Raw genomic sequence first — 17,851 nt, forward strand, 5'->3', positions numbered from 1 at the left:
CGCCTAGGCCGGCCCGTTGCGCAGCATAATGCTCGCCTGCACCAGTTGCCGCAGCCTGGCGCGCGTTGCCGCGGGCAAGGACGCGCGCGCGACGCGTACGCCCGTGTCGCCGGCGCCGTGCGCCTCGGCATACGCCTTGCCGAACAGGTCGAATTGCGCCGGCCCCAGTTCCGCCATCTTGTCCAGCTGGCCCGCCTCGCCATGCAACAGCAGCGCCACGCGCACGCTGACCACGCGCTTCCAGTGCGTGCGCCGGTGAAAATCGCGCTGGCGCGCTGCCGCATCCGCCCCCGCCAGCACCAGCGCCGCATCGTAGGCGTCGAGCGCGCTGGCATTGACATACTGGTTCGCCAAGCCATCGTGCAGCGTATCCGTGTCAAGCCCATACAGCACCTGAAAGCCGTCAACGCCACGGATGACGGCGTCCGCGCCCCAGCCGTTCGCGCCACGGTATTTGCAGCGCAGCTCGCCTTCGCCATCGGCACCTTGCGCCACATAGAAAATGCTCCAGCCCCGCTGCGCCTCCGTTTGCGCGGCGCCCACGCCAAAGCCGGCGCAATTAAGCACGGAACCGTCGCCGCCCGCCTCCTTGCCGGCGCCGTAATAGCGCAGGGCCAGCACGTCGCTGCCATGCAAGGCGTAGGGCAGCGCGCCGCTGATGCCTTCACTGTTCTTGCCAAGGCTGTGCGCGTCGAGTCCGGCGATATTGGCACTGTCGTGCGCGGCATGGGCGACGGGCGCGGCGCTGCTGTCCCAATTCACATACGCCGTCTGGCGCACGGCGCGGGCGATGCTGTCGAGCGCATAGCGGCCGTTGTCGTCCAGGCGCGCACTGGCGGACTGGTCGCCATAACTGCCGCTGGCCGCCAGCAGCATGGTACTGGCCGCCAGCATCAGCAGCGCGCCCAGAGTCAGGGCCACCAGCAACTCGATCAGGCTCATGCCCCGATACCGGCGCCATGCGTTAGGCATGCCATTCATGCGCCGCCTCCGCCCAGCTGGAATGCCAGCCTGGGCAGCGACTCGCCTGCCGCATTCACGGCGGGCGAGCCATCGGGCAAGCGGGCGCGCCAGCCCAGCTTGATGACGATGGGCGCACCTTTGCCACCGCTACACGCCCAAGGCAAGCCCTGGGCGGCGGCATCCCAGGCAGGCGCGTCGCGGCAGATACGCAGGCGCGCGCCAGGCAAGACCGATTGCAGTTGCTGTTTCCATTCGGCGATATCGAATTGCGCCAGCTCGGCCGCGCTGCAGGCGGCAGCGCCGAAACAGTCGGGAGCGCCGCCGCCAGCGTCGGCGCCGTCCGCCGCCGCGTAGGCCACGTTCAGGTAGGAATTGCCTACATCGGGACCATGCATGAGCACGCTGTTCGCGCGTATGCGTTCGGCCATGCCGGCGGCCAGTTGCACGCCCGCCGACAGCAGCGCCGATTCATGGCGCGCGCGCAGGGCGCTCAGTTGCAGGATACTGGCACCCAGCAGACCCAGCGCCAACAGCAGCAGCGACACCAGCACCTCGACAAGGCTGCTGCCATCCATGGGACCACGCGCGCCGCTATGCATGAGCTTCTCCTGCTGAGAGAATGAAAACCGGACTGGAGCCGCGCGGACGCCCGGCCCAGCTACACGATAGGCGCGCGCAGAAACGCAGGCATGAGGCAGCGCAAACGTCGCCGAGAAAAGAAGGAAGAGAGGGAGAAAGTGAAGGAGAAAAAAACGCCTGGATTGATCAGGCGGCTTGCCAGCCGAGCGCTGGCGTGGTGAAAACGGGGCGCACAACCGGCCCCATCTTCGACAAAGTGAACGTCAGGTGAGCGTCAGGGTTTGCTGCGCGCCTGCCCCACTTCGGCAATCGCATCCTGGAACTCGGCCAGGTCTTCGAAATTCTTGTAGACGGAGGCGAAGCGGATGTAGGCGATCTTGTCCAGACGCTTGAGTTCCTGCATGACGAGTTCGCCGATATAGCCGGAATCGACTTCGCGCAAGCCGCTGGTCAGCAATTTTTCCTGGATGGATGCGATGGCCGTATCCACGGAGGCGGCCGCGACGGGACGCTTGCGCAAGGCCAGCATCAAACTGCCGCGCAACTTATCCGCAGCGAACTCCGTCCGGCTGCCATTCTTTTTGACGACGGCTGGCATGATAAGTTCAATGCGTTCGTAGGTGGTAAAACGCTTGTCGCATTTGCCGCAGCGGCGGCGGCGCCGAATGGCATCCCCGTCCTCCGATACGCGCGTATCGAGAACCTGGGTATCGCCGTGCTGGCAAAATGGACATTTCATGAGCTGGCTACAACTTTATAGTAATAATGAGGGAAATCGCCGCCCTTGTACAAAGGGCGCCCGAATCACTCCGGGCGCCCTTGGGCACGACTGGAATGTGTCAGACAGAATCTTACTCTGTATGACACATTCTGGACAAATAATTATGCGTACACCGGGTGCGCGTCAGCCAGCACTTTCACGGCCGCTTTCACGCGTTCGATGGTGGCGGCGTCATGCGGATTGTCCAGCACGTCGGCGATCAGGTTGCCCACTTCTTCCGCTTGCGCTTCCTTGAAACCGCGCGTCGTCATCGCCGGGCTGCCCAGGCGGATGCCCGAGGTGACGAAGGGTTTTTGCGGGTCGTTCGGGATGCCGTTCTTGTTGCAGGTGATGTGCGCGGAACCAAGGATGGCTTCGGCTTCCTTGCCCGTCAGGTTCTTGGCGCGCAAGTCGACCAGCATGACGTGCGATTCAGTGCCGCCGGACACGATGCGCAGGCCACGCTTGATCAGGGTTTTCGCCAGCACGTCAGCGTTCTTGATCACTTGCTTCTGGTATTCGACGAATTCAGGGCTCAGCGCTTCCTTGAAGGCGACAGCCTTGCCGGCAATCACGTGCATCAGCGGGCCGCCCTGGATGCCAGGGAAGATGGCCGAATTGATGGCTTTTTCGTGTTCAGCCTTCATCAGGATGATGCCGCCGCGCGGGCCGCGCAACGATTTATGTGTGGTCGAGGTGACGAAGTCGGCGAACGGCACCGGGTTCGGGTACAGGCCGGCGGCGATCAGGCCCGCGTAGTGGGCCATGTCGACCATGAAGTAGGCGCCCACTTCCTTGGCGATCTTGCCGAAACGCTCGAAGTCGATCTTTTTCGAAAATGCCGACGCGCCGGCGATGATCAGTTTCGGCTTGCGTTCGCGGGCCAGGCGTTCCATCGCCTCGTAGTCGATGTCTTCTTCCGCCGTCAAGCCATACGACACCACGTCGAACCACTTGCCGGACATGTTCAGCGGCATGCCGTGGGTCAGGTGGCCGCCTTCGGCCAGCGACATACCCATGATCAGGTCGCCTGGTTTCAGCATGGCAAAGAACACGCCCTGGTTTGCCTGCGAGCCGGAGTTCGGCTGCACATTCGCGCATTCGGCGCCAAACAGTTTTTTCACGCGGTCGATGGCCAGTTGCTCGGCGATGTCGACGAATTCGCAGCCACCGTAGTAGCGCTTGCCTGGATAGCCTTCGGCATACTTGTTGGTCAGCTGCGAACCTTGCGCTTCCATGACGGCCGGCGAGGTGTAATTCTCCGACGCGATCAGTTCGATGTGGTCGTGCTGGCGCGTGTTCTCTTTTTGAATGACGGCGAACAATTCAGGATCGACGTTGGCGAGGGTATGATCTTTTGCAAACATGTAAAAACTCCAAGTATGAGGGTGCTTGTACTGGCAGGTTGGATCGAATGAGGGGAGCCGACGTTAAGTGAATAACAACATTGGATAGGCAGCCTCTTCGTGCTTTTCCATAGTGGCTACCCAGGCGAACGGCTGATGAAAAATCTCACGTTTCCCGGTGGGTGCCCACCTTTCGCCGGTTTGCCGACCGCCACAATGTGGGGATCGCTCCGACTTTTCGCCAGTTACGTGAGACGTAATGGAATGCAAATTGTAAGTTAAGTGCCCAAATTGAGCAAGGAATGCAAGCGTACGGCTATAATCGCCGCGCGCCAAAGCAGCCCAGGCACGGCCACAAGCCGCCCCGGGGCAAGACTGCGGCTCTTAAGCTGAACTTAAACCTGGCCACGGCATGTAAGCGTATGTTACGAAGCTTGCCATTGTGTACCCTGGATTTACTATACTGCGGTGCATTTTATATGCAGCTTTTGCATGGCTATCCAGCAAGCGCCCACAGTCACAAGAAGAAAAATCGCGTAAAATGTTGCTCAATCCCACTACTGGCGCAATAAACATGCCTTCAGTCTTTACCTGGAACGTCCGTGTCTACTATGAAGACACCGACGCCGGCGGCATCGTCTATTACGCAAATTACCTGAAATTCTTCGAACGCGCGCGGACCGAATGGCTGCGCGCCATCGACGTGGGCCAGCAGGCATTGCTGGAACAGCACGACGCGATGTTCGTTGTCAAAAGCGTCAACGCCGACTATCATGCGCCAGCCAGGCTCGATGACACGGTAAGATTAACATTAAGCATAGAAAAAATGGGGCGCGCCTCCATTGTTTTCCTGCAACAAGCCTGGTGCGGCGAGCGCCTGCTGAACACGGCCCGCGTCAAAATCGGCTGCGTCGACTCGGCATTGCGCCCGTGCGCCGTGCCTGATGCAGTGGCGGCCCGCATGCGCGCCGCCTGAGCCCTACCCGCCACCCCCGGACAATTCACCCAACAGACTGCCAGCCAATGAACGTTACACAAGATCTTTCTTTCCTCGCGCTCATCTCCAATGCCCATTTGATCGTGCAACTGATCATGGCCCTGCTGCTGCTGATTTCCCTGACCAGCTGGACTTACATTTTCCGCAAGATGTTTGCCGTACGCCAGGCGCGCAAGCAAACCATCGAATTCGAACGCAGCTTCTGGGCCGGCGGCAACCTGCATGCGCTGCATCAAAGTGCCAACGGCAACCGCGACCAGAGCGGCGCGCTGGCGCGTATTTTTGACGCCGGCATGGGCGAATTCATCAAGGGCAAGGCTTCCTACGGTTCGCGCGAAGCGCTGGACGTCGGCGCCGTGCTCGACGGTGCCCGCCGCGCCATGCGCGCCGCTTTCCAGCGTGAAATGGACGTGCTCGAATCGCACCTGGCCTTCCTCGCTTCCGTCGGCTCCGTCTCGCCGTACATCGGCCTGCTCGGTACCGTCTGGGGCATCATGAACGCCTTCCGCGGCCTGGCCAACGTGCAGCAAGCTACCCTGGCCGCCGTCGCGCCAGGCATTGCCGAAGCGCTGATCGCCACCGCCATCGGCCTGTTCGCGGCGATACCCGCCGTCGTCGCCTACAACCGTTTTTCGCATGACATCGACCGCCTGGCGATCCGCTTCGAGAGCTTCGTCGAGGAATTCTCCAACATCTTGCAGCGCCAGTCGCGCTAAGAGGGAGCAGCGTCCATGGGTTCTTCATTCAATAGCGGCGGCATGCGCGGCGGCCGTGGCCGCAAGTTCAAATCCGAGATCAACGTCGTGCCGTATATCGACGTGATGCTGGTGCTGCTGATCATTTTCATGGTGATGCCATCGTCGAACAATCCCAGCGTGGTGAACTTGCCCAACGCGGAAAGATCGGCCAAACCGCCCGATGACTATATTCAGATCGTGCTGAAACCGAATGGTTCGCTGTCGATCGGCGTGATCGGCAAGGAACAGCTGTCGCCGGAAACGGAACCGAACCGCGACGCGCTGCTGCGCAAGCTGCGCGGCTTGCACGAGAGCAATCCCGACTATCCCGTGATGATTGCGGGCGACAAGGAAAGCAAGTACGACGATGTGATCCAGCTCATTTCGGAAGCGAAAAAGATGGGCATTACCCGCGTCGGCCTGGCCACCAAGTAAGCGCAGCACCCTGTTTCCAGACTTGACCGTTTTTAGATAGACTAGACTTTGCAGACCAAACAAATCGACCATGTACTCGGCAAGCCCTACAGCGTGCCGCGCGAACGCAGCCGCTGGCCCTCGCTGGGCCTGGCGTTGGCGATGCACCTTGGCCTGCTGTTTTTCCTGTGGGTGGGCGTACACTGGCAAAATACGGAACCTGTCGCCGTCGAAGCGGAAGTATGGGACCTGAAAGTGCAGACGGCCGCGCCACCGCCCGACGTGGCGACGGAACCGGAGCCGACACCGGCGCCAGCGCCGAAACCACAAGTGGAACAGCCGGCCCCGCCGCCACCGCCGCCGGTGGCCGCGCCCGAGCCGAAGGTCGACTTGCGCGAGGCGGAGATCGCCCTGGAACGCAAGAAGGCCAAGCTGAAGGAAGAGAAGGAAAAAGCGGCAGTCGAAGAGCGCCGCAAGCAGGAACAGAAGGAACGCGAGGAAGAAAAGCGCGAACTGGAAAAACAGAAGCAGAAAGAAAAAGACAAGGCTGACAAGCTGGAGAAAGAAAAGGCAGAAAAGGCCGACAAGCTGGAAAAAGCTAAGGAAGCCAAAGAGAAAGCGGCGGAAGAAAAAGCCGAAAAAGAACTGTCCGATAAAAAAGCGGCGGCGGAAAAAGCTGCCAAGGCAAAAAAAGCGGCGGAAGAGAAAAAAACCGCCGACAAGGCGCGCGCTGAGGAAATGAGCCGCATCACGGGTGCGGCGGGCGCCGGCACAACGGGCACGGCCGCGAAAACGACCGCGCCACGCAAGGACAGCGGCTATGTCGCTGCCCTGACGAGCAAGATCAAGAGCAATATCGCGTACAGCGGTAGCACGGACATGCCGGGCAACCCGCGCGCCGTGTTCAAGATCGAGCAACTGCCAACTGGGGAAATTATTTCGGTCCGAAAGATTAAAAGTAGCGGCCTGCCGGCGTATGACAGCTCGGTGGAAAACGCCATTAACAAATCGTCGCCACTGCCGAAGAAAAAAGACGGCACCGTGGAACGCGAGATTGAACTCATATTCGAGATGAAGGATTTGCCTAAATGATGACCATGAAAAAAATGAGCTATGTCGTGCTCTGTGCCAGCCTGATGCTGGGAGCGTCAAGCGCCCAGGCGCAGCTGCGCGTGGAGATTACAGGGATCGGCAGCAACCAGATCCCGGTGGCTGTCGCCAGCTTTGTCAATGAATCGGCAGCGCCGCAATCGTTATCTGGCATCATCAAGGCCGACCTGGCGCGCAGCGGCGTGTTCAAGCTGATCGACGCCGATGCGCCCGTATCGGAAACGGCGCCCGTCAGCTACGAGCAATGGAAGTCGCGCGGCGCCGACGCGCTGGCTGCCGGCAGCGTGCAAAGCATGGCCGATGGCCGCCTGGACGTGCGCTACAAGCTGTTCGACACCATCAAGGGCGCGCAAATTTCCAGCATGAACAATGCGGCCGCGCCGCAGTTCAACCGCTTGCTGGCGCACAAGATCGCCGACGACATTTATGAAAAGCTGACGGGCGTCAAGGGTGCCTTCGCCACGCGCATCGCCTACGTCACGCAATCGGGCCGCGAATACCGCCTGGAAGTGGCCGACGCCGATGGCGAAGGCATCCAGGTCGCCCTGCGCTCGAACGAGCCGATCATTTCACCTGCCTGGTCGCCGGACGGCACCAAGGTAGCGTATGTCTCGTTTGAAAAGAAAAAGCCCATCGTCTACGTGCAAAACCTGGTGACGCGCCAGCGCACCATCGTATCGAATGAAAAAGGCAGCAATTCGGCGCCGAGCTGGAGCCCGGACGGTTCGCGCCTGGCCGTGGCCCTGTCGCGCGATGGCCATACCCAGGTCTACACCGTCAATGCCGACGGCAGCGGCTTGCGCCGCGTCAGCAACAGCAGCGGCATCGATACGGAACCCCAATTCTCGGCCGATGGACTCAGCATTTACTTCACCAGCGATCGTAGCGGCGGACCACAAATCTACCGCATGTCGACCAGCGGTGGCGAAGCCAAGCGCGTGACGTTTGGCGGCTCCTACAACATCAGCCCGCGGATTTCCTCCGACGGGAAGACTCTCGCTTATATTTCCCGTCGCGACGGCAATTTCCAGCTCTACGCGCTCGACCTGGCTAGTGGCCAGGAACTGCGCCTGTCGGACACCGCCAACGACGAATCACCGAGCTTTTCGCCCAACGGGAAATATATCATGTACGCGACCGAATCCGGACGACGCAAGTCGCTGGCAGTGGTATCGGTGGATGGCCGCGTCAAACAGCGTTTGACTACGCAAGCTGGCAATATCAAGGAGCCCACCTGGGGTCCTTTTATGAAGTAAATGCTGTACAGTTTCACCTTTAACCATGACCCGGAGAATAAAAATGAGTAATTTTAAAAGCTTGGCTTTCATCGCCGCTACCGCAGCCCTGCTGTCCGCCTGCAGCACCCCAGTCAAAGTAGCAGAAACCCCAGTGGTTGAGCGCGCTCCTGAAAAAGTCGTTGCACCAGTTGACACCCGTCAAGTTCAGCCAGTGACGACCGCATCGGTCGATCCACTGGACGATCCAAAAGGCGTGCTGGCTAACCGCAGCATCTACTTCGACTTCGACAAATACGTCGTGCGCGAAGCGGACACCCCAGTCGTGCAAAACCACGCTGGCTACCTGGTGAAAACGCCTAGCCGCAAGATCCTGATCCAAGGTAACACCGATGAACGCGGTGGCGCTGAGTACAATCTGGCCCTGGGCCAGAAACGTGCTGAAGCCGTGCGCAAGTCGATGGCCGCCCTGGGCGTGCCAGAAGGCCAAATGGAAGCCGTGTCGCTGGGCAAAGAAAAGCCTAAAGCACAAGGCAGCAACGAAGCAGCATGGGCTGAAAACCGCCGCGCTGACATCGTTTATTGATGTTGACGGGTGAGCGCAGCAGCATTGACGCTTACCTAACTGGCCAGTCATAGGCATAATAATGGGGCGCAGCGCGGTGATTCACCGCCCGGCGCCCCGTTTGCATGTTTTGCGTAACCTTTGAAAGCCCGACCCATGATGACATTCTCGAAAGCCGGCGTCGCCGCCGCCTTGATGGCCGCGTTTGCCTACCTGCCCCTGCACGCCAACGCCGCCCTGTTCGACGACGATGAAGCACGCAAAGCCATCCTGGAGCTGCGCGCCAAGGTCGACGCCATGGCGCGCGACCTGAACAGCCGCATCGATGCCAAGGCGGACAAGACCAGCACCTTGAGCCTGATCAACCAGCATGACCAGACCATGCAAGAGATCGCCCGCCTGCGCGGCCAGATCGAAGTACTGGGCAACGACTTGGCGAATACGCAAAAGCGCCAAAAGGATTTCTACACCGATATCGACGCGCGCCTGCGCAAGCTCGAACCGCGGCAGGTCACCATCGATGGCCAGGAAGCGGCCGTGGGCGTGTCCGAGCAAAGCGCGTACGAGTCTGCATTCGGCCTGTTCAAGTCGGGCGACTACAAGGGCGCCGTCACTGCCCTGGACGCCTTCGTGAAACGCTATCCGGAATCGGCCTACGCGGCCAACGCGCAATACTGGCTGGGCAATGCCTATTATGCCCAGCGCGACTGCAAGAGCGCCATCACGGCCCAGCAGGCAGTGCTGAAACACTATCCGGACAGCCCGAAGGCGCCCGACGCCATGCTCAACATCGCCAGCTGCTACACGGAGCTGAAAGACAAGCCGAACGCTACCAAGACCCTGAACGCGCTGATCTCGCGCTACCCGGACTCCAGCGCGGCCCAGGCCGCCAAGGAACGAGGCGGCAAAAAGTAAAAGCGGGGAGAAAGTTGCCCGTTAGGTTTGACAGAATCCCGGGCACCCCCTATAATCTTCCTTCTTCGGGTCGTTAGCTCAGCTGGTAGAGCAGCGGACTTTTAATCCGTTGGTCGCAGGTTCGAATCCCGCACGGCCTACCACGAATACGCAGTACTGATCTGCTTGCGAGTTGTTCTAGCAAGCATTTTTTTACGGCACAGTGTTACCGAAGTTGTTGTACAAGTTTTTGGGTCGTTAGCTCAGCTGGTAGAGCAGCGGACTTTTAATCCGTTGGTCGCAGGTTCGAATCCCGCACGGCCTACCAAATACTATGAAGAAGCCAACCGTTCGCGGTTGGCTTTTTTGTTTTCAGTGTGAAACAAAATCGCTGCGCTTTTCAGCGCCCCCCCATCAGCCTGCGAAAGTTAATTTTTGCCGGGCTGCGCCTTCTGGTAACATCATGAAACGACGACAACAAGGCAGCGCCATGCCGCGCGCCATTCTACGGAAACAGCAGCAATGACACTAGCGACCGATCAGAATTCCGACGGCAGGGGCTTGTCATCAATGTCGCGCCGGCTCATTGCGCTGCGCGACGACGTCATTGCACGCTGGAGCCAGCAAACGCGGGCCAATGTGGACTTGGCGCGGCGCCTGCCCTACCCCATACTAATCAATACCCTGCCCATCTTTTACGACAACCTGGCCCAGGCCATGACGCCCGACTATCCCCGCGCGATGGCTGATAGCCACGCCAATATTGCGGGCGTGCATGGCGACGAGCGTGCCCGCATGACAAGCTACGGGCCAGAGCAGGTCATCCACGAATACCAGTTGTTTCGCGACGCCTTCATTCATGTGATGACTGAAAAGGGCATCGAACTGGACGCTGCGCAGTGGAGCGTGTTTCAAACTTCCATCGACCGCGCCGTGCGCGAGGCGGTCAAGAATTTCACGGAAGTGCACCAGTCGCTGCGCCACCGGATCGCCGCCGCCCTGTCACACGACATGCGCGGGCCGCTGTCGGTAATCATGAACGGCGCCAGCGTGTTAAGCCTGCGCGCAGATACAAGCGAACAGAGCCGCCTGACGACAGCCCGTATCCTGGAAAATGGCAAGCGCCTGAATGACATGGTCGAAGAATTGCTCGAAGCACTCAGCATCGACCAGCAGCAGGACTTGCCGCTGGCAATAGAACGGACCGATCTGACTGCGATCTCCAAGGCCGTGTGCCGCGAAATCAACGACAGCGGCGCTGCCATATGCGAACTGACGGGGGAAAGCGTGGTGGGCTACTGGTGCCCCAATTCCATGCGACGCGCCATAGAAAATCTGACAGGCAATGCGATCAAGTATGGCGACGGTGGACCGATACGCATCCACCTGGTGCAGGCCCACGAGCGGATCATGCTGTCAGTGCATAATTCAGGGGCGCCGATAGCTTCGGCTAACCGCGAGCGCATTTTCGAGTATCTGCGACGCGAGGACAGCGACAAGGCCAGCGGCTGGGGCATCGGCCTGCCCTTCGTGCGCAGTGTCGCGCATAGCCATGGCGGCAGCGTCGTCGTCGACAGCGCGCCGGAAACCGGCACGACATTCACGATCGACGTGCCGCTCGACAGCAGGCCATTTGCCGGCATGTCCATTTAGCGCCGGCGCCATTCCCGCCTACGCCGTTACCGTCCGCATGCCAGCCTTCCCCACCAGCGATTGCACCACCCGCCCCAGCGGCACCTCCACCCAGCGGTGAAACGCCGCCCCGGCCACCAGGCTGGCCCCCCAGGCGGTCAGCATGCCCAGCGCCTGCCACGTCGGCTCCAGCGGAACATACGTGATAAATAATGCATTCACCAGCAGGCTGACGGGAAAGTGGACGAGGAAAACGGCATACGAGATGCGCCCCAGGGCGTTGATGACGTTCCAGGCCCGCCCCTGGGCAGGCGTGCGGGCGCGGCCGAACAGGAATAGCGCGCAGGCGACGATCAGGGCCAGCGCGATGCGGCTGCGGTAGTCGATGGCCAGGGCCAGCAGGACGGGCACGGCGGCCATGGCCATGAGCGCGGTCATGGCACCGGGCTTGCGCCTGGGGTCGCTGGCCCACCAGGCCATGAGTCCCAGGCCATAGCTGCCAAAGAAATACGGCGCCCAATTATCCCAGCCCGCGTCGAGGTTGAAATACAGCAGGGAAAAGGTGATACCCACGGTGACGGCCAGCGGCATCAGCCAGCCCATGCGCCGCTGGCCCGCCAGGCGACCGCCCAGCCACAGCATTGATACCGTCAGCAGATACAGCTGGAAATCGATGGCCACGTACCAGGCGCCGGCCGACAGCGACTCATAGCCCAGCACGCCGTGCAGCAGCAAGGCGTGGGCGCTCAGCTGGCCCAGGGTGACGGCGGCCGACATGGAATCGTGCAGCATCCAGATGCCAGCCACGGGAGTAATCACTGCGGCGAGCAAGGTGGCGGCCAGGAAGGGCGGCGCCAGCTTGACATAGCGGCGCCAGACGGCTTGCAGCGGGGTGGCGATGCCGGGGCAGCCGGCCGGAGAAAGGGATTTGGCGACCAGAAAGCCGCCAATGACGAGGAACACTTGCACGGCGATGCGCGCGCTGCCGCCCAGCCAGTCCATCAACTCGGGCCACAGGGGCTGCACATAGTCGGACATGGGTCCGTAAAACGCCAGGTGGTGCAACACGATCAACTGCGCCGCGCCTGCCTTTAACACATTGATCCAGCCAAACTGCGGACGATTTTCCAGGTCCGCCTGTGATACCACTGCTGCTGCCGTCATTCCCAATCCTTGCCGTGCCAGGTAGTGTCGCCAGCCCATCGCGCAACAGGCGCGCGGCTGAGGATTTACCGAAAGGCCGACATCATAGCCGAGCCTGGCACTTTGGTGACGCGCGGCAGATGATCGATATCAGTCCTTGCGCGACAAATCGGCACGCAACATCGTCTGGATCACGCTGCCGCCCCGCTCGTTCGCGCGCACCGCGACCGCCATGGACGGCATGACGAACAGCACGCCATCCTGCTCGCCCCAGGTATCGAGCAACTGTTCCAGCTCGCGTCCCTGCGATTCCGGCCGCTTGATCTGCTGTGCCAGTTGCGCCGCGCACTTGCCGTCATAGCCGACGCGGTGCGGACACTCATCGATACGCACGAACGGCGTCTTGCTCTCGCGCAAGCGCGCGGACAATTGCGCGGCCACCGCTGCCGGCGCACCATCGAGATAAAGGAGGTAAGACGGCACGCGGCAGCAGCTCCCGGACAACAACAGCAAGTCGACCCTGGCGCCGAAAGCGGTCGCGGGGGCTGCCGCACATAGGCAAACGGCGGCGCATCGCCATGCTTTGAAAACGTCTTGCGCAGCTCGGCGGCGTTCGCGGTGCGCCAACCGGACTGGCAGGCGGCATTGGTGGCGGCAAAACAGGTCCGGTAGCCGGTTTGATCGCTGATAAACAATTGTTCGACCGCATTGCGTGCACCGGCGGCTCCAGGCGCGATACCGTCCGGGCGCACCTCCCAACTGCGCGCACCGTTTTTGTGCCATGCCAGCACGCTGTTATCGTCAGACAATCTGACAGAATATACGGGCTGGGCGAATTCGCTCCAGCGTTCAATGCCATCGGTGGCATTGACGACGATTTTGTCCTTATGTATCAGCCGCATGGAGTGGTTCTCGCCGGACATCAAGGAGCCGCCGCCCTGGCGGTACTCCACCGACAAGGCGGCAAACCTGCCGTATGTGTCGGCCTTGGTCACCTTTTCGCCACGCCGCAGCACAGCGGCGTATTCGCCCGTGGCCGGCTCCGTGTAAGGCCAGCAACCGGCCAGCGGCAAGAAAGAAACAAAGAAAGAGGCGGCGCACCACCAGCGATACCGTGCAAGAATTTTCATGCGTCATCAACCCTTCAGCTTAGGACTGCACAGGCGTGCTGCAAATTCGGCAATCTTGCAGGTAGTCTACGGCAGATTCAGGGCTGATCCGCTTGCGGCTGCTGCAAGATGGCTGCCAGCAAGCCTGGAAAGCGGCTGTCGATGTCGGCGCGGCGCAAGCGGTTCATGTGCGTGGTGCCCGTGTTTTCCGTCCACACCAGCCCCGCTTCGCGCAAGACCTTGAAATGGTGGGAGACCGTCGACTTTGGCCGCCCGCCGTCCAGGTCGCCGCAGGCGGCCGCGTCAACTCTGGCCAGGTGGCGCACGATGTCGAGGCGGATAGTGTCGCTCAAGGCGTAGAGCAGGCGTTCGAGGACGAATTCGCTGGCGGAGGGGTGTTTGTGTGGACGCATGAGCAGAATCATACAGCATGCGCTATACTAATTTCATTATTCGAATATTTACGAACTACCGAACCAATATTTCTCTACCTGTCCACCAACAAACACAAAGGCCACCATGTCCGCCCTCTTCCAACCATTCAATCTTAAAGACATCACCCTGCGCAACCGCATCGCCGTGCCACCGATGTGCCAGTACATGGCCGTCGATGGCCAGGCCAACGACTGGCACCTGTCGCATTACGCGGGCATGGCCCGTGGCGGCGCGGGGCTGGTGATCGTCGAAGCGACAGCCGTGGCGCCCGAAGGCCGCATCACGCCCGGCTGCACGGGCATCTGGAATGATGATCTGGCGCAAGCCTTCGTGCCGGTGGTAAAAGCCATCAAGGCAGCCGGCTCCGTGCCCGGCATCCAGATCGCCCACGCAGGCCGCAAGGCCAGCGCCAACCGCCCATGGGAAGGCGACGACCATATCGCTGAAGGCGACGCGCGCGGCTGGCAAACCATCGCCCCGTCCGCCATCGCCTTTGGCGGCGGCCTGCCGAAAGTACCGCGCGCCATGGACCTCGACGATATAGCCCGCGTGCAACAGGACTTCGTCGATGCGGCCGTGCGCGCCCGCGAAGTCGGCTTCGAATGGCTGGAACTGCACTTTGCCCACGGCTACCTGGCGCAAAGCTTCTTTTCCGCCCATTCGAACCAGCGCGCCGACATTTATGGCGGTAGCCTGGAAAACCGCAGCCGCTTCCTGCTTGAAACCTTGAAAGGCGTGCGTGCAGTATGGCCCGAACACTTGCCGCTGACGATCCGCTTTGGCGTGCTGGAATTCGACGGCCGCGACGAGCAAACCCTGCTCGAATCGATCGGCCTGGTGCGCCAGTTCAAGGATGCCGGCATGGATATGCTCAGCGTCAGCATGGGCTTCACGATTCCCGACGTGGCTATCCCATGGGGCCCGGCCTTCATGGGCCCGATTGCCGAAAGAGTGCGCCGCGAAGCGGGCGTGCCCGTCTCGTCCGCCTGGGGCTTCGGCACGCCAGCCATCGCCGAGCGCGTCGTCAAGGAAGAACAGCTCGACGTGGTGATGGTCGGCAAGGCGCACCTGGCCAATCCGCACTGGGCATATTTTGCCGCCAAGGAACTCGGCGTGGAACGCGCCTCGTGGACCCTGCCGGCGCCGTACGCGCACTGGCTGGAACGCTATTGATCGTCCTTGACCATCGCCGGATGCCCCTCCAGGGGCAATTCCGGCAGGAATAGCAGGAAGACCAGTCCCGACACCAGCAGCACGGCGCCAGCGCCAAACACGCTGGCGATCGCGTGCCGGTAGACTTCCACCGTCTGTACCGCCGCATGCGCGCCCAGTGCCGAGACGGTTTCCACGCCATGCTGGTGCAGCTGATGCGCCAGCATGGCGCCGGACGCCGTCACGCCCAGCAAGCCGCCCAATGAGCGGAAAAAGGCCAGCATGGCCGTGCCCACGCCCCGACGCGCCAGGGGCAAGGCATTTTGCACGGCAATCGTCATGTTCGGCATCACCAGTCCCAGCCCCGTGCCGAGGAAGAAGATGGCCGGTTCGATGATCCAGTACCCGCGCGACGTTGCCATGGCCCACGCCAGCACGGCAAACGCCAGCACCGCCACGGCCAATCCCGCCACCTGCACCATCTTGTACTTGCCCGAGCGCGACAACACGCGGCCGTTGAACATCGACGACGCCACCAGCCCCACCATCATGGCCACCGTCATCACGCCAGACTCCGCCGGGCTCGTGCCCATCACCAGCTGGAAGAACAGGGGAAAGAAGACGCTGGCGCCCATCAGGCCCATGAAGGTCATGGCCATCACTAGGCTGGCAATATTGAAGGTGCGGTTTTCGAACAGGTCGGGCGGCAGCACGGGTCGTCCACCCTGCTCACGTGGAAGGCCAGCCAGATACCCAGCAGCACGGCAATGCCGCCGCATACCTTGATGGCCAAGGAATCCCACGGCCACTCGGTGCCGCCCAGCGCCAGCACCAGCAGGGCCGCCGTGATGGCGCCCGTCAGCAAGGCTGAACCCAGATAGTCGATCTGGTGCGCGTGCGTGCGCGCGGGTTTGCGCATGGCGCGCGTGATGATGACAAAAGCGGCCGCGCCGATGGGCAGGTTGACATAGAAAATCCAGTGCCACGACAGGGCATCCGTGATGACGCCGCCCAGCACGGGGCCCAGCACGCTGGTGACGGCAAACACGATGGGTACCATGCCCTGCCGCTTGCCCCGTTCGGCCGGCGGCACGATGTCGCCGATGATGATTTGCGCCAGCGGCATGAAGCCGCCCGCACCGAGGCCCTGGATGGCGCGGAATATGATCAGTTCCGTCATGTTCTGCGCCAGCCCGCACAGCACGGAACCGAGCAAGAAGGTCAGCAAGGCAGTGAAGATCATCGGGCGGCGGCCATACTGGTCGGCCAGCTTGTCGTAAAGGGGCATGGTGGCCGTCGAGGCCAGCACATACGCCGTGACCACCCACGACAGATGCGCCATGCCGCCCAGGTCGTCGACGATGCGCGGCAAGGCCGTGGCGACGATGCTCTGGTTCAGCGCACCCAAGCCCAGCACGGCCATCAGGCCCAGGTAGATGGCGCGCACTTCTCGTTCGGTGACGGGTTTGGCCACGTCGGCGGTGTGATCGTGGCCACTCATGCCTGGCCGATCTCAAGCAGCGGCTGCATGGCGGCGGCCAGAGCGTCGATCTGCTGCGGCGATAAACGGGCGATGCGCCGCGCCAGCGCATCGCGGCGGCGCGCGCGCAAGGTTTCGAGCATGGCCAGGCCTTGCGCGGACACCTGCAGGCCCGAACGCCGGCGATCTTGCGGATCGGGCGCGCTGCGCTCGACCAGCCCCGCTTCTTCGAGCGACTTGACCTGCGCGCTGACGGTGGGCCCGCGCACATTCTGCAGACGCGCCAGCGCGGCCACGCCGATGCCGGGCTGCTCGTGAATCAGGGCCAGCAGCATGTATTGCATCATCGACACACTGCCTTCCAGCTCGCCCCCTTTGCGCTGCATGGAGCGCAGCAGGCGCTTGAACGCAAGGCGCAAGTCATCGGACAGCGCCAGCGCGCGTTCGGGGATGGGAAGGTCTTCGGTTGTGGGCATAGGATCACATAAATAGGTAGGCTACCTACCTATATTATCCCTCGCTTCAAGGCAACGCAAGGCTTTTTTCCAACCCAGCCCTTCCCAAAACCGCCGTTGGCCGTCATAATAGCCGCCCTTGGGTCGTTAGCTCAGCTGGTAGAGCAGCGGACTTTTAATCCGTTGGTCGCAGGTTCGAATCCCGCACGGCCTACCAAGAATTTGCAGTCCGTTTGCATGCCGTCATGGCAAGCACGCACCGCACTGTATTACCGCAGCAAGTAGTCAAAGTTTTTGGGTCGTTAGCTCAGCTGGTAGAGCAGCGGACTTTTAATCCGTTGGTCGCAGGTTCGAATCCCGCACGGCCTACCAAATACTTCAGGAAAGCCCACGAACCCGGTTCGTGGGCTTTTTTGTTTCCGCCGCATCTGCGCTAGCACACGACAGTCGTACATGCCCCCCCTCCGTGGCATCTCAAGCCATATCAGGCTTGGCGCCGCGCCGCCTTCTTGCCTGCAACCCAATCGCAACAATTCCGACAAGCAACATTCCATAGGTACTTGGCTCAGGAACGGGCGATACCAACGATCCATTCAAGACAATCTCACCAATGGCATATAGGGGCAGACCATTACCTATATTTTTAAAATCACTAATCGTTATCACGTCCGTGGAAACACCTTCCAGAACCGTTCCGGCAAAACTGAATCCATTATTGCACAGGTAACTGTCTAGAGTCGTGTGATTATGTACCCCACCGTAGCTGGCCGCTATTCAAAGCCAGACACGTTTTGCGTACACTGTTGGACAACCTCAATCAGCAGCCTTCTCATGACTCAAGCCCT

At 61.1% G+C, this 17,851-nt stretch carries 21 protein-coding genes, 4 tRNA genes and 1 riboswitch; of the genes, 14 read left to right on the forward strand and 11 right to left on the reverse strand.

Annotated elements, in window-relative coordinates; genetic code table 11:
- Positions 1 to 3: 3 nt before the first annotated feature.
- The 4 genes from ACQ4W7_RS27920 to glyA form a co-directional block, all read right to left on the reverse strand.
- The gene (locus ACQ4W7_RS27920) at positions 4 to 972 is read right to left on the reverse strand and encodes a PilW family protein (protein ID WP_436534948.1); all 969 of its coding nucleotides are present in this window, start codon (positions 970 to 972) and stop codon (positions 4 to 6) included.
- Positions 973 to 977: 5 nt separating this feature from the next.
- Complete coding sequence (gene pilV / locus ACQ4W7_RS27925; protein ID WP_436534950.1) at positions 978 to 1,562, reverse strand: type IV pilus modification protein PilV; 585 nt, start codon at positions 1,560 to 1,562, stop codon at positions 978 to 980.
- A 254-nt stretch (positions 1,563 to 1,816) separates the two neighbouring features.
- A complete protein-coding gene (gene nrdR, locus ACQ4W7_RS27930; RefSeq protein WP_102122546.1) occupies positions 1,817 to 2,281 on the reverse strand; it encodes a transcriptional regulator NrdR in 465 nt (154 codons plus the stop codon).
- Between the two features lie 143 nt (positions 2,282 to 2,424).
- Positions 2,425 to 3,669, reverse strand: a complete 1,245-nt coding sequence (gene glyA, locus ACQ4W7_RS27935) for a serine hydroxymethyltransferase (RefSeq protein ID WP_426074782.1) — start codon at positions 3,667 to 3,669, stop codon at positions 2,425 to 2,427.
- A gap of 111 nt (positions 3,670 to 3,780) precedes the next feature.
- Positions 3,781 to 3,907: riboswitch (ZMP/ZTP riboswitch) on the reverse strand.
- A 315-nt stretch (positions 3,908 to 4,222) separates the two neighbouring features.
- Between glyA and ybgC the strand changes: the two genes are divergently transcribed.
- From ybgC to ACQ4W7_RS27985, 10 genes are all read left to right on the forward strand, one after another.
- Positions 4,223 to 4,624: a tol-pal system-associated acyl-CoA thioesterase gene (gene ybgC, locus ACQ4W7_RS27940; RefSeq protein ID WP_426074783.1), complete on the forward strand. Its 402-nt coding sequence runs from the start codon at positions 4,223 to 4,225 to the stop codon at positions 4,622 to 4,624.
- A gap of 47 nt (positions 4,625 to 4,671) precedes the next feature.
- The gene (gene tolQ / locus ACQ4W7_RS27945; RefSeq protein ID WP_071324706.1) at positions 4,672 to 5,361 is read left to right on the forward strand and encodes a protein TolQ; all 690 of its coding nucleotides are present in this window, start codon (positions 4,672 to 4,674) and stop codon (positions 5,359 to 5,361) included.
- A 15-nt stretch (positions 5,362 to 5,376) separates the two neighbouring features.
- Positions 5,377 to 5,817, forward strand: coding sequence for an ExbD/TolR family protein (locus ACQ4W7_RS27950; RefSeq protein ID WP_242428498.1), 441 nt, complete (start codon positions 5,377 to 5,379; stop codon positions 5,815 to 5,817).
- 48 nt (positions 5,818 to 5,865) lie between these two features.
- A complete protein-coding gene (gene tolA / locus ACQ4W7_RS27955) occupies positions 5,866 to 6,888 on the forward strand; it encodes a cell envelope integrity protein TolA (protein WP_436534953.1) in 1,023 nt (340 codons plus the stop codon).
- Complete coding sequence (gene tolB / locus ACQ4W7_RS27960) at positions 6,888 to 8,162, forward strand: Tol-Pal system beta propeller repeat protein TolB (protein ID WP_426074849.1); 1,275 nt, start codon at positions 6,888 to 6,890, stop codon at positions 8,160 to 8,162. Before tolA ends, tolB begins: the two co-directional genes overlap by 1 nt.
- Before the next feature lie 43 nt (positions 8,163 to 8,205).
- The gene (pal, locus tag ACQ4W7_RS27965) at positions 8,206 to 8,727 is read left to right on the forward strand and encodes a peptidoglycan-associated lipoprotein Pal (RefSeq protein WP_034786578.1); all 522 of its coding nucleotides are present in this window, start codon (positions 8,206 to 8,208) and stop codon (positions 8,725 to 8,727) included.
- Positions 8,728 to 8,862: 135 nt separating this feature from the next.
- A complete protein-coding gene (ybgF, locus tag ACQ4W7_RS27970; RefSeq protein ID WP_436534955.1) occupies positions 8,863 to 9,621 on the forward strand; it encodes a tol-pal system protein YbgF in 759 nt (252 codons plus the stop codon).
- Between the two features lie 67 nt (positions 9,622 to 9,688).
- A tRNA-Lys gene (locus ACQ4W7_RS27975) sits at positions 9,689 to 9,764 on the forward strand.
- 88 nt (positions 9,765 to 9,852) lie between these two features.
- Positions 9,853 to 9,928 (forward strand) — tRNA-Lys (locus ACQ4W7_RS27980).
- A 194-nt stretch (positions 9,929 to 10,122) separates the two neighbouring features.
- Complete coding sequence (locus ACQ4W7_RS27985; RefSeq protein ID WP_436534957.1) at positions 10,123 to 11,253, forward strand: sensor histidine kinase; 1,131 nt, start codon at positions 10,123 to 10,125, stop codon at positions 11,251 to 11,253.
- 18 nt (positions 11,254 to 11,271) lie between these two features.
- On the opposite strand, the gene ACQ4W7_RS27990 is transcribed toward ACQ4W7_RS27985, so the two are convergent.
- Together ACQ4W7_RS27990 and ACQ4W7_RS27995 are read right to left on the reverse strand one after the other, a co-directional pair.
- Positions 11,272 to 12,396, reverse strand: a complete 1,125-nt coding sequence (locus tag ACQ4W7_RS27990) for an acyltransferase family protein (protein ID WP_436534959.1) — start codon at positions 12,394 to 12,396, stop codon at positions 11,272 to 11,274.
- 129 nt (positions 12,397 to 12,525) lie between these two features.
- Positions 12,526 to 12,858 carry a hypothetical protein gene (locus ACQ4W7_RS27995; RefSeq protein ID WP_436534961.1) on the reverse strand — a complete coding sequence of 111 codons (333 nt, stop codon included), beginning with the start codon at positions 12,856 to 12,858 and terminating at the stop codon, positions 12,526 to 12,528.
- 396 nt (positions 12,859 to 13,254) lie between these two features.
- Here ACQ4W7_RS27995 and ACQ4W7_RS28000 point away from each other — a divergent pair, with 396 nt between their 5' ends.
- The gene (locus ACQ4W7_RS28000) at positions 13,255 to 13,425 is read left to right on the forward strand and encodes a hypothetical protein (protein ID WP_436534963.1); all 171 of its coding nucleotides are present in this window, start codon (positions 13,255 to 13,257) and stop codon (positions 13,423 to 13,425) included.
- A gap of 157 nt (positions 13,426 to 13,582) precedes the next feature.
- On the opposite strand, the gene ACQ4W7_RS28005 is transcribed toward ACQ4W7_RS28000, so the two are convergent.
- Positions 13,583 to 13,897 (reverse strand): ArsR/SmtB family transcription factor, encoded by a 315-nt coding sequence (locus tag ACQ4W7_RS28005; protein ID WP_426074790.1) that lies wholly within the window; start codon positions 13,895 to 13,897, stop codon positions 13,583 to 13,585.
- Between the two features lie 106 nt (positions 13,898 to 14,003).
- Here ACQ4W7_RS28005 and ACQ4W7_RS28010 point away from each other — a divergent pair, with 106 nt between their 5' ends.
- On the forward strand, positions 14,004 to 15,092 hold the full coding sequence (locus ACQ4W7_RS28010; RefSeq protein ID WP_436534965.1) for an NADH:flavin oxidoreductase/NADH oxidase: 1,089 nt from the start codon (positions 14,004 to 14,006) through the stop codon (positions 15,090 to 15,092).
- Here ACQ4W7_RS28010 and ACQ4W7_RS28015 read toward each other — a convergent pair.
- From ACQ4W7_RS28015 to ACQ4W7_RS28025, 3 genes are read right to left on the reverse strand one after another with little or no spacing between them, the layout of a single operon-like run.
- A complete protein-coding gene (locus tag ACQ4W7_RS28015; RefSeq protein ID WP_436534967.1) occupies positions 15,086 to 15,784 on the reverse strand; it encodes an MFS transporter in 699 nt (232 codons plus the stop codon). The genes ACQ4W7_RS28010 and ACQ4W7_RS28015 overlap by 7 nt on opposite strands.
- A complete protein-coding gene (locus ACQ4W7_RS28020) occupies positions 15,733 to 16,572 on the reverse strand; it encodes an MFS transporter (RefSeq protein WP_436534969.1) in 840 nt (279 codons plus the stop codon). Before ACQ4W7_RS28020 ends, ACQ4W7_RS28015 begins: the two co-directional genes overlap by 52 nt.
- Entirely contained in the window at positions 16,569 to 17,027 is a 459-nt protein-coding gene (locus ACQ4W7_RS28025; protein ID WP_436534971.1) for a MarR family winged helix-turn-helix transcriptional regulator, read from the reverse strand. Before ACQ4W7_RS28025 ends, ACQ4W7_RS28020 begins: the two co-directional genes overlap by 4 nt.
- Before the next feature lie 120 nt (positions 17,028 to 17,147).
- On the opposite strand from ACQ4W7_RS28025, the gene ACQ4W7_RS28030 reads away from it, so the two are divergent.
- Positions 17,148 to 17,223: transfer RNA gene (locus ACQ4W7_RS28030), tRNA-Lys, on the forward strand.
- Positions 17,224 to 17,302: 79 nt separating this feature from the next.
- Positions 17,303 to 17,378, forward strand: a tRNA-Lys gene (locus ACQ4W7_RS28035).
- A gap of 102 nt (positions 17,379 to 17,480) precedes the next feature.
- On the opposite strand, the gene ACQ4W7_RS28040 is transcribed toward ACQ4W7_RS28035, so the two are convergent.
- Positions 17,481 to 17,672 (reverse strand): PEP-CTERM sorting domain-containing protein, encoded by a 192-nt coding sequence (locus ACQ4W7_RS28040; protein WP_436534973.1) that lies wholly within the window; start codon positions 17,670 to 17,672, stop codon positions 17,481 to 17,483.
- Positions 17,673 to 17,851 lie beyond the last annotated feature (179 nt).

It is taken from the genome of Janthinobacterium algoris (assembly GCF_051380935.1).
Lineage (GTDB): Bacteria > Pseudomonadota > Gammaproteobacteria > Burkholderiales > Burkholderiaceae_D > Janthinobacterium.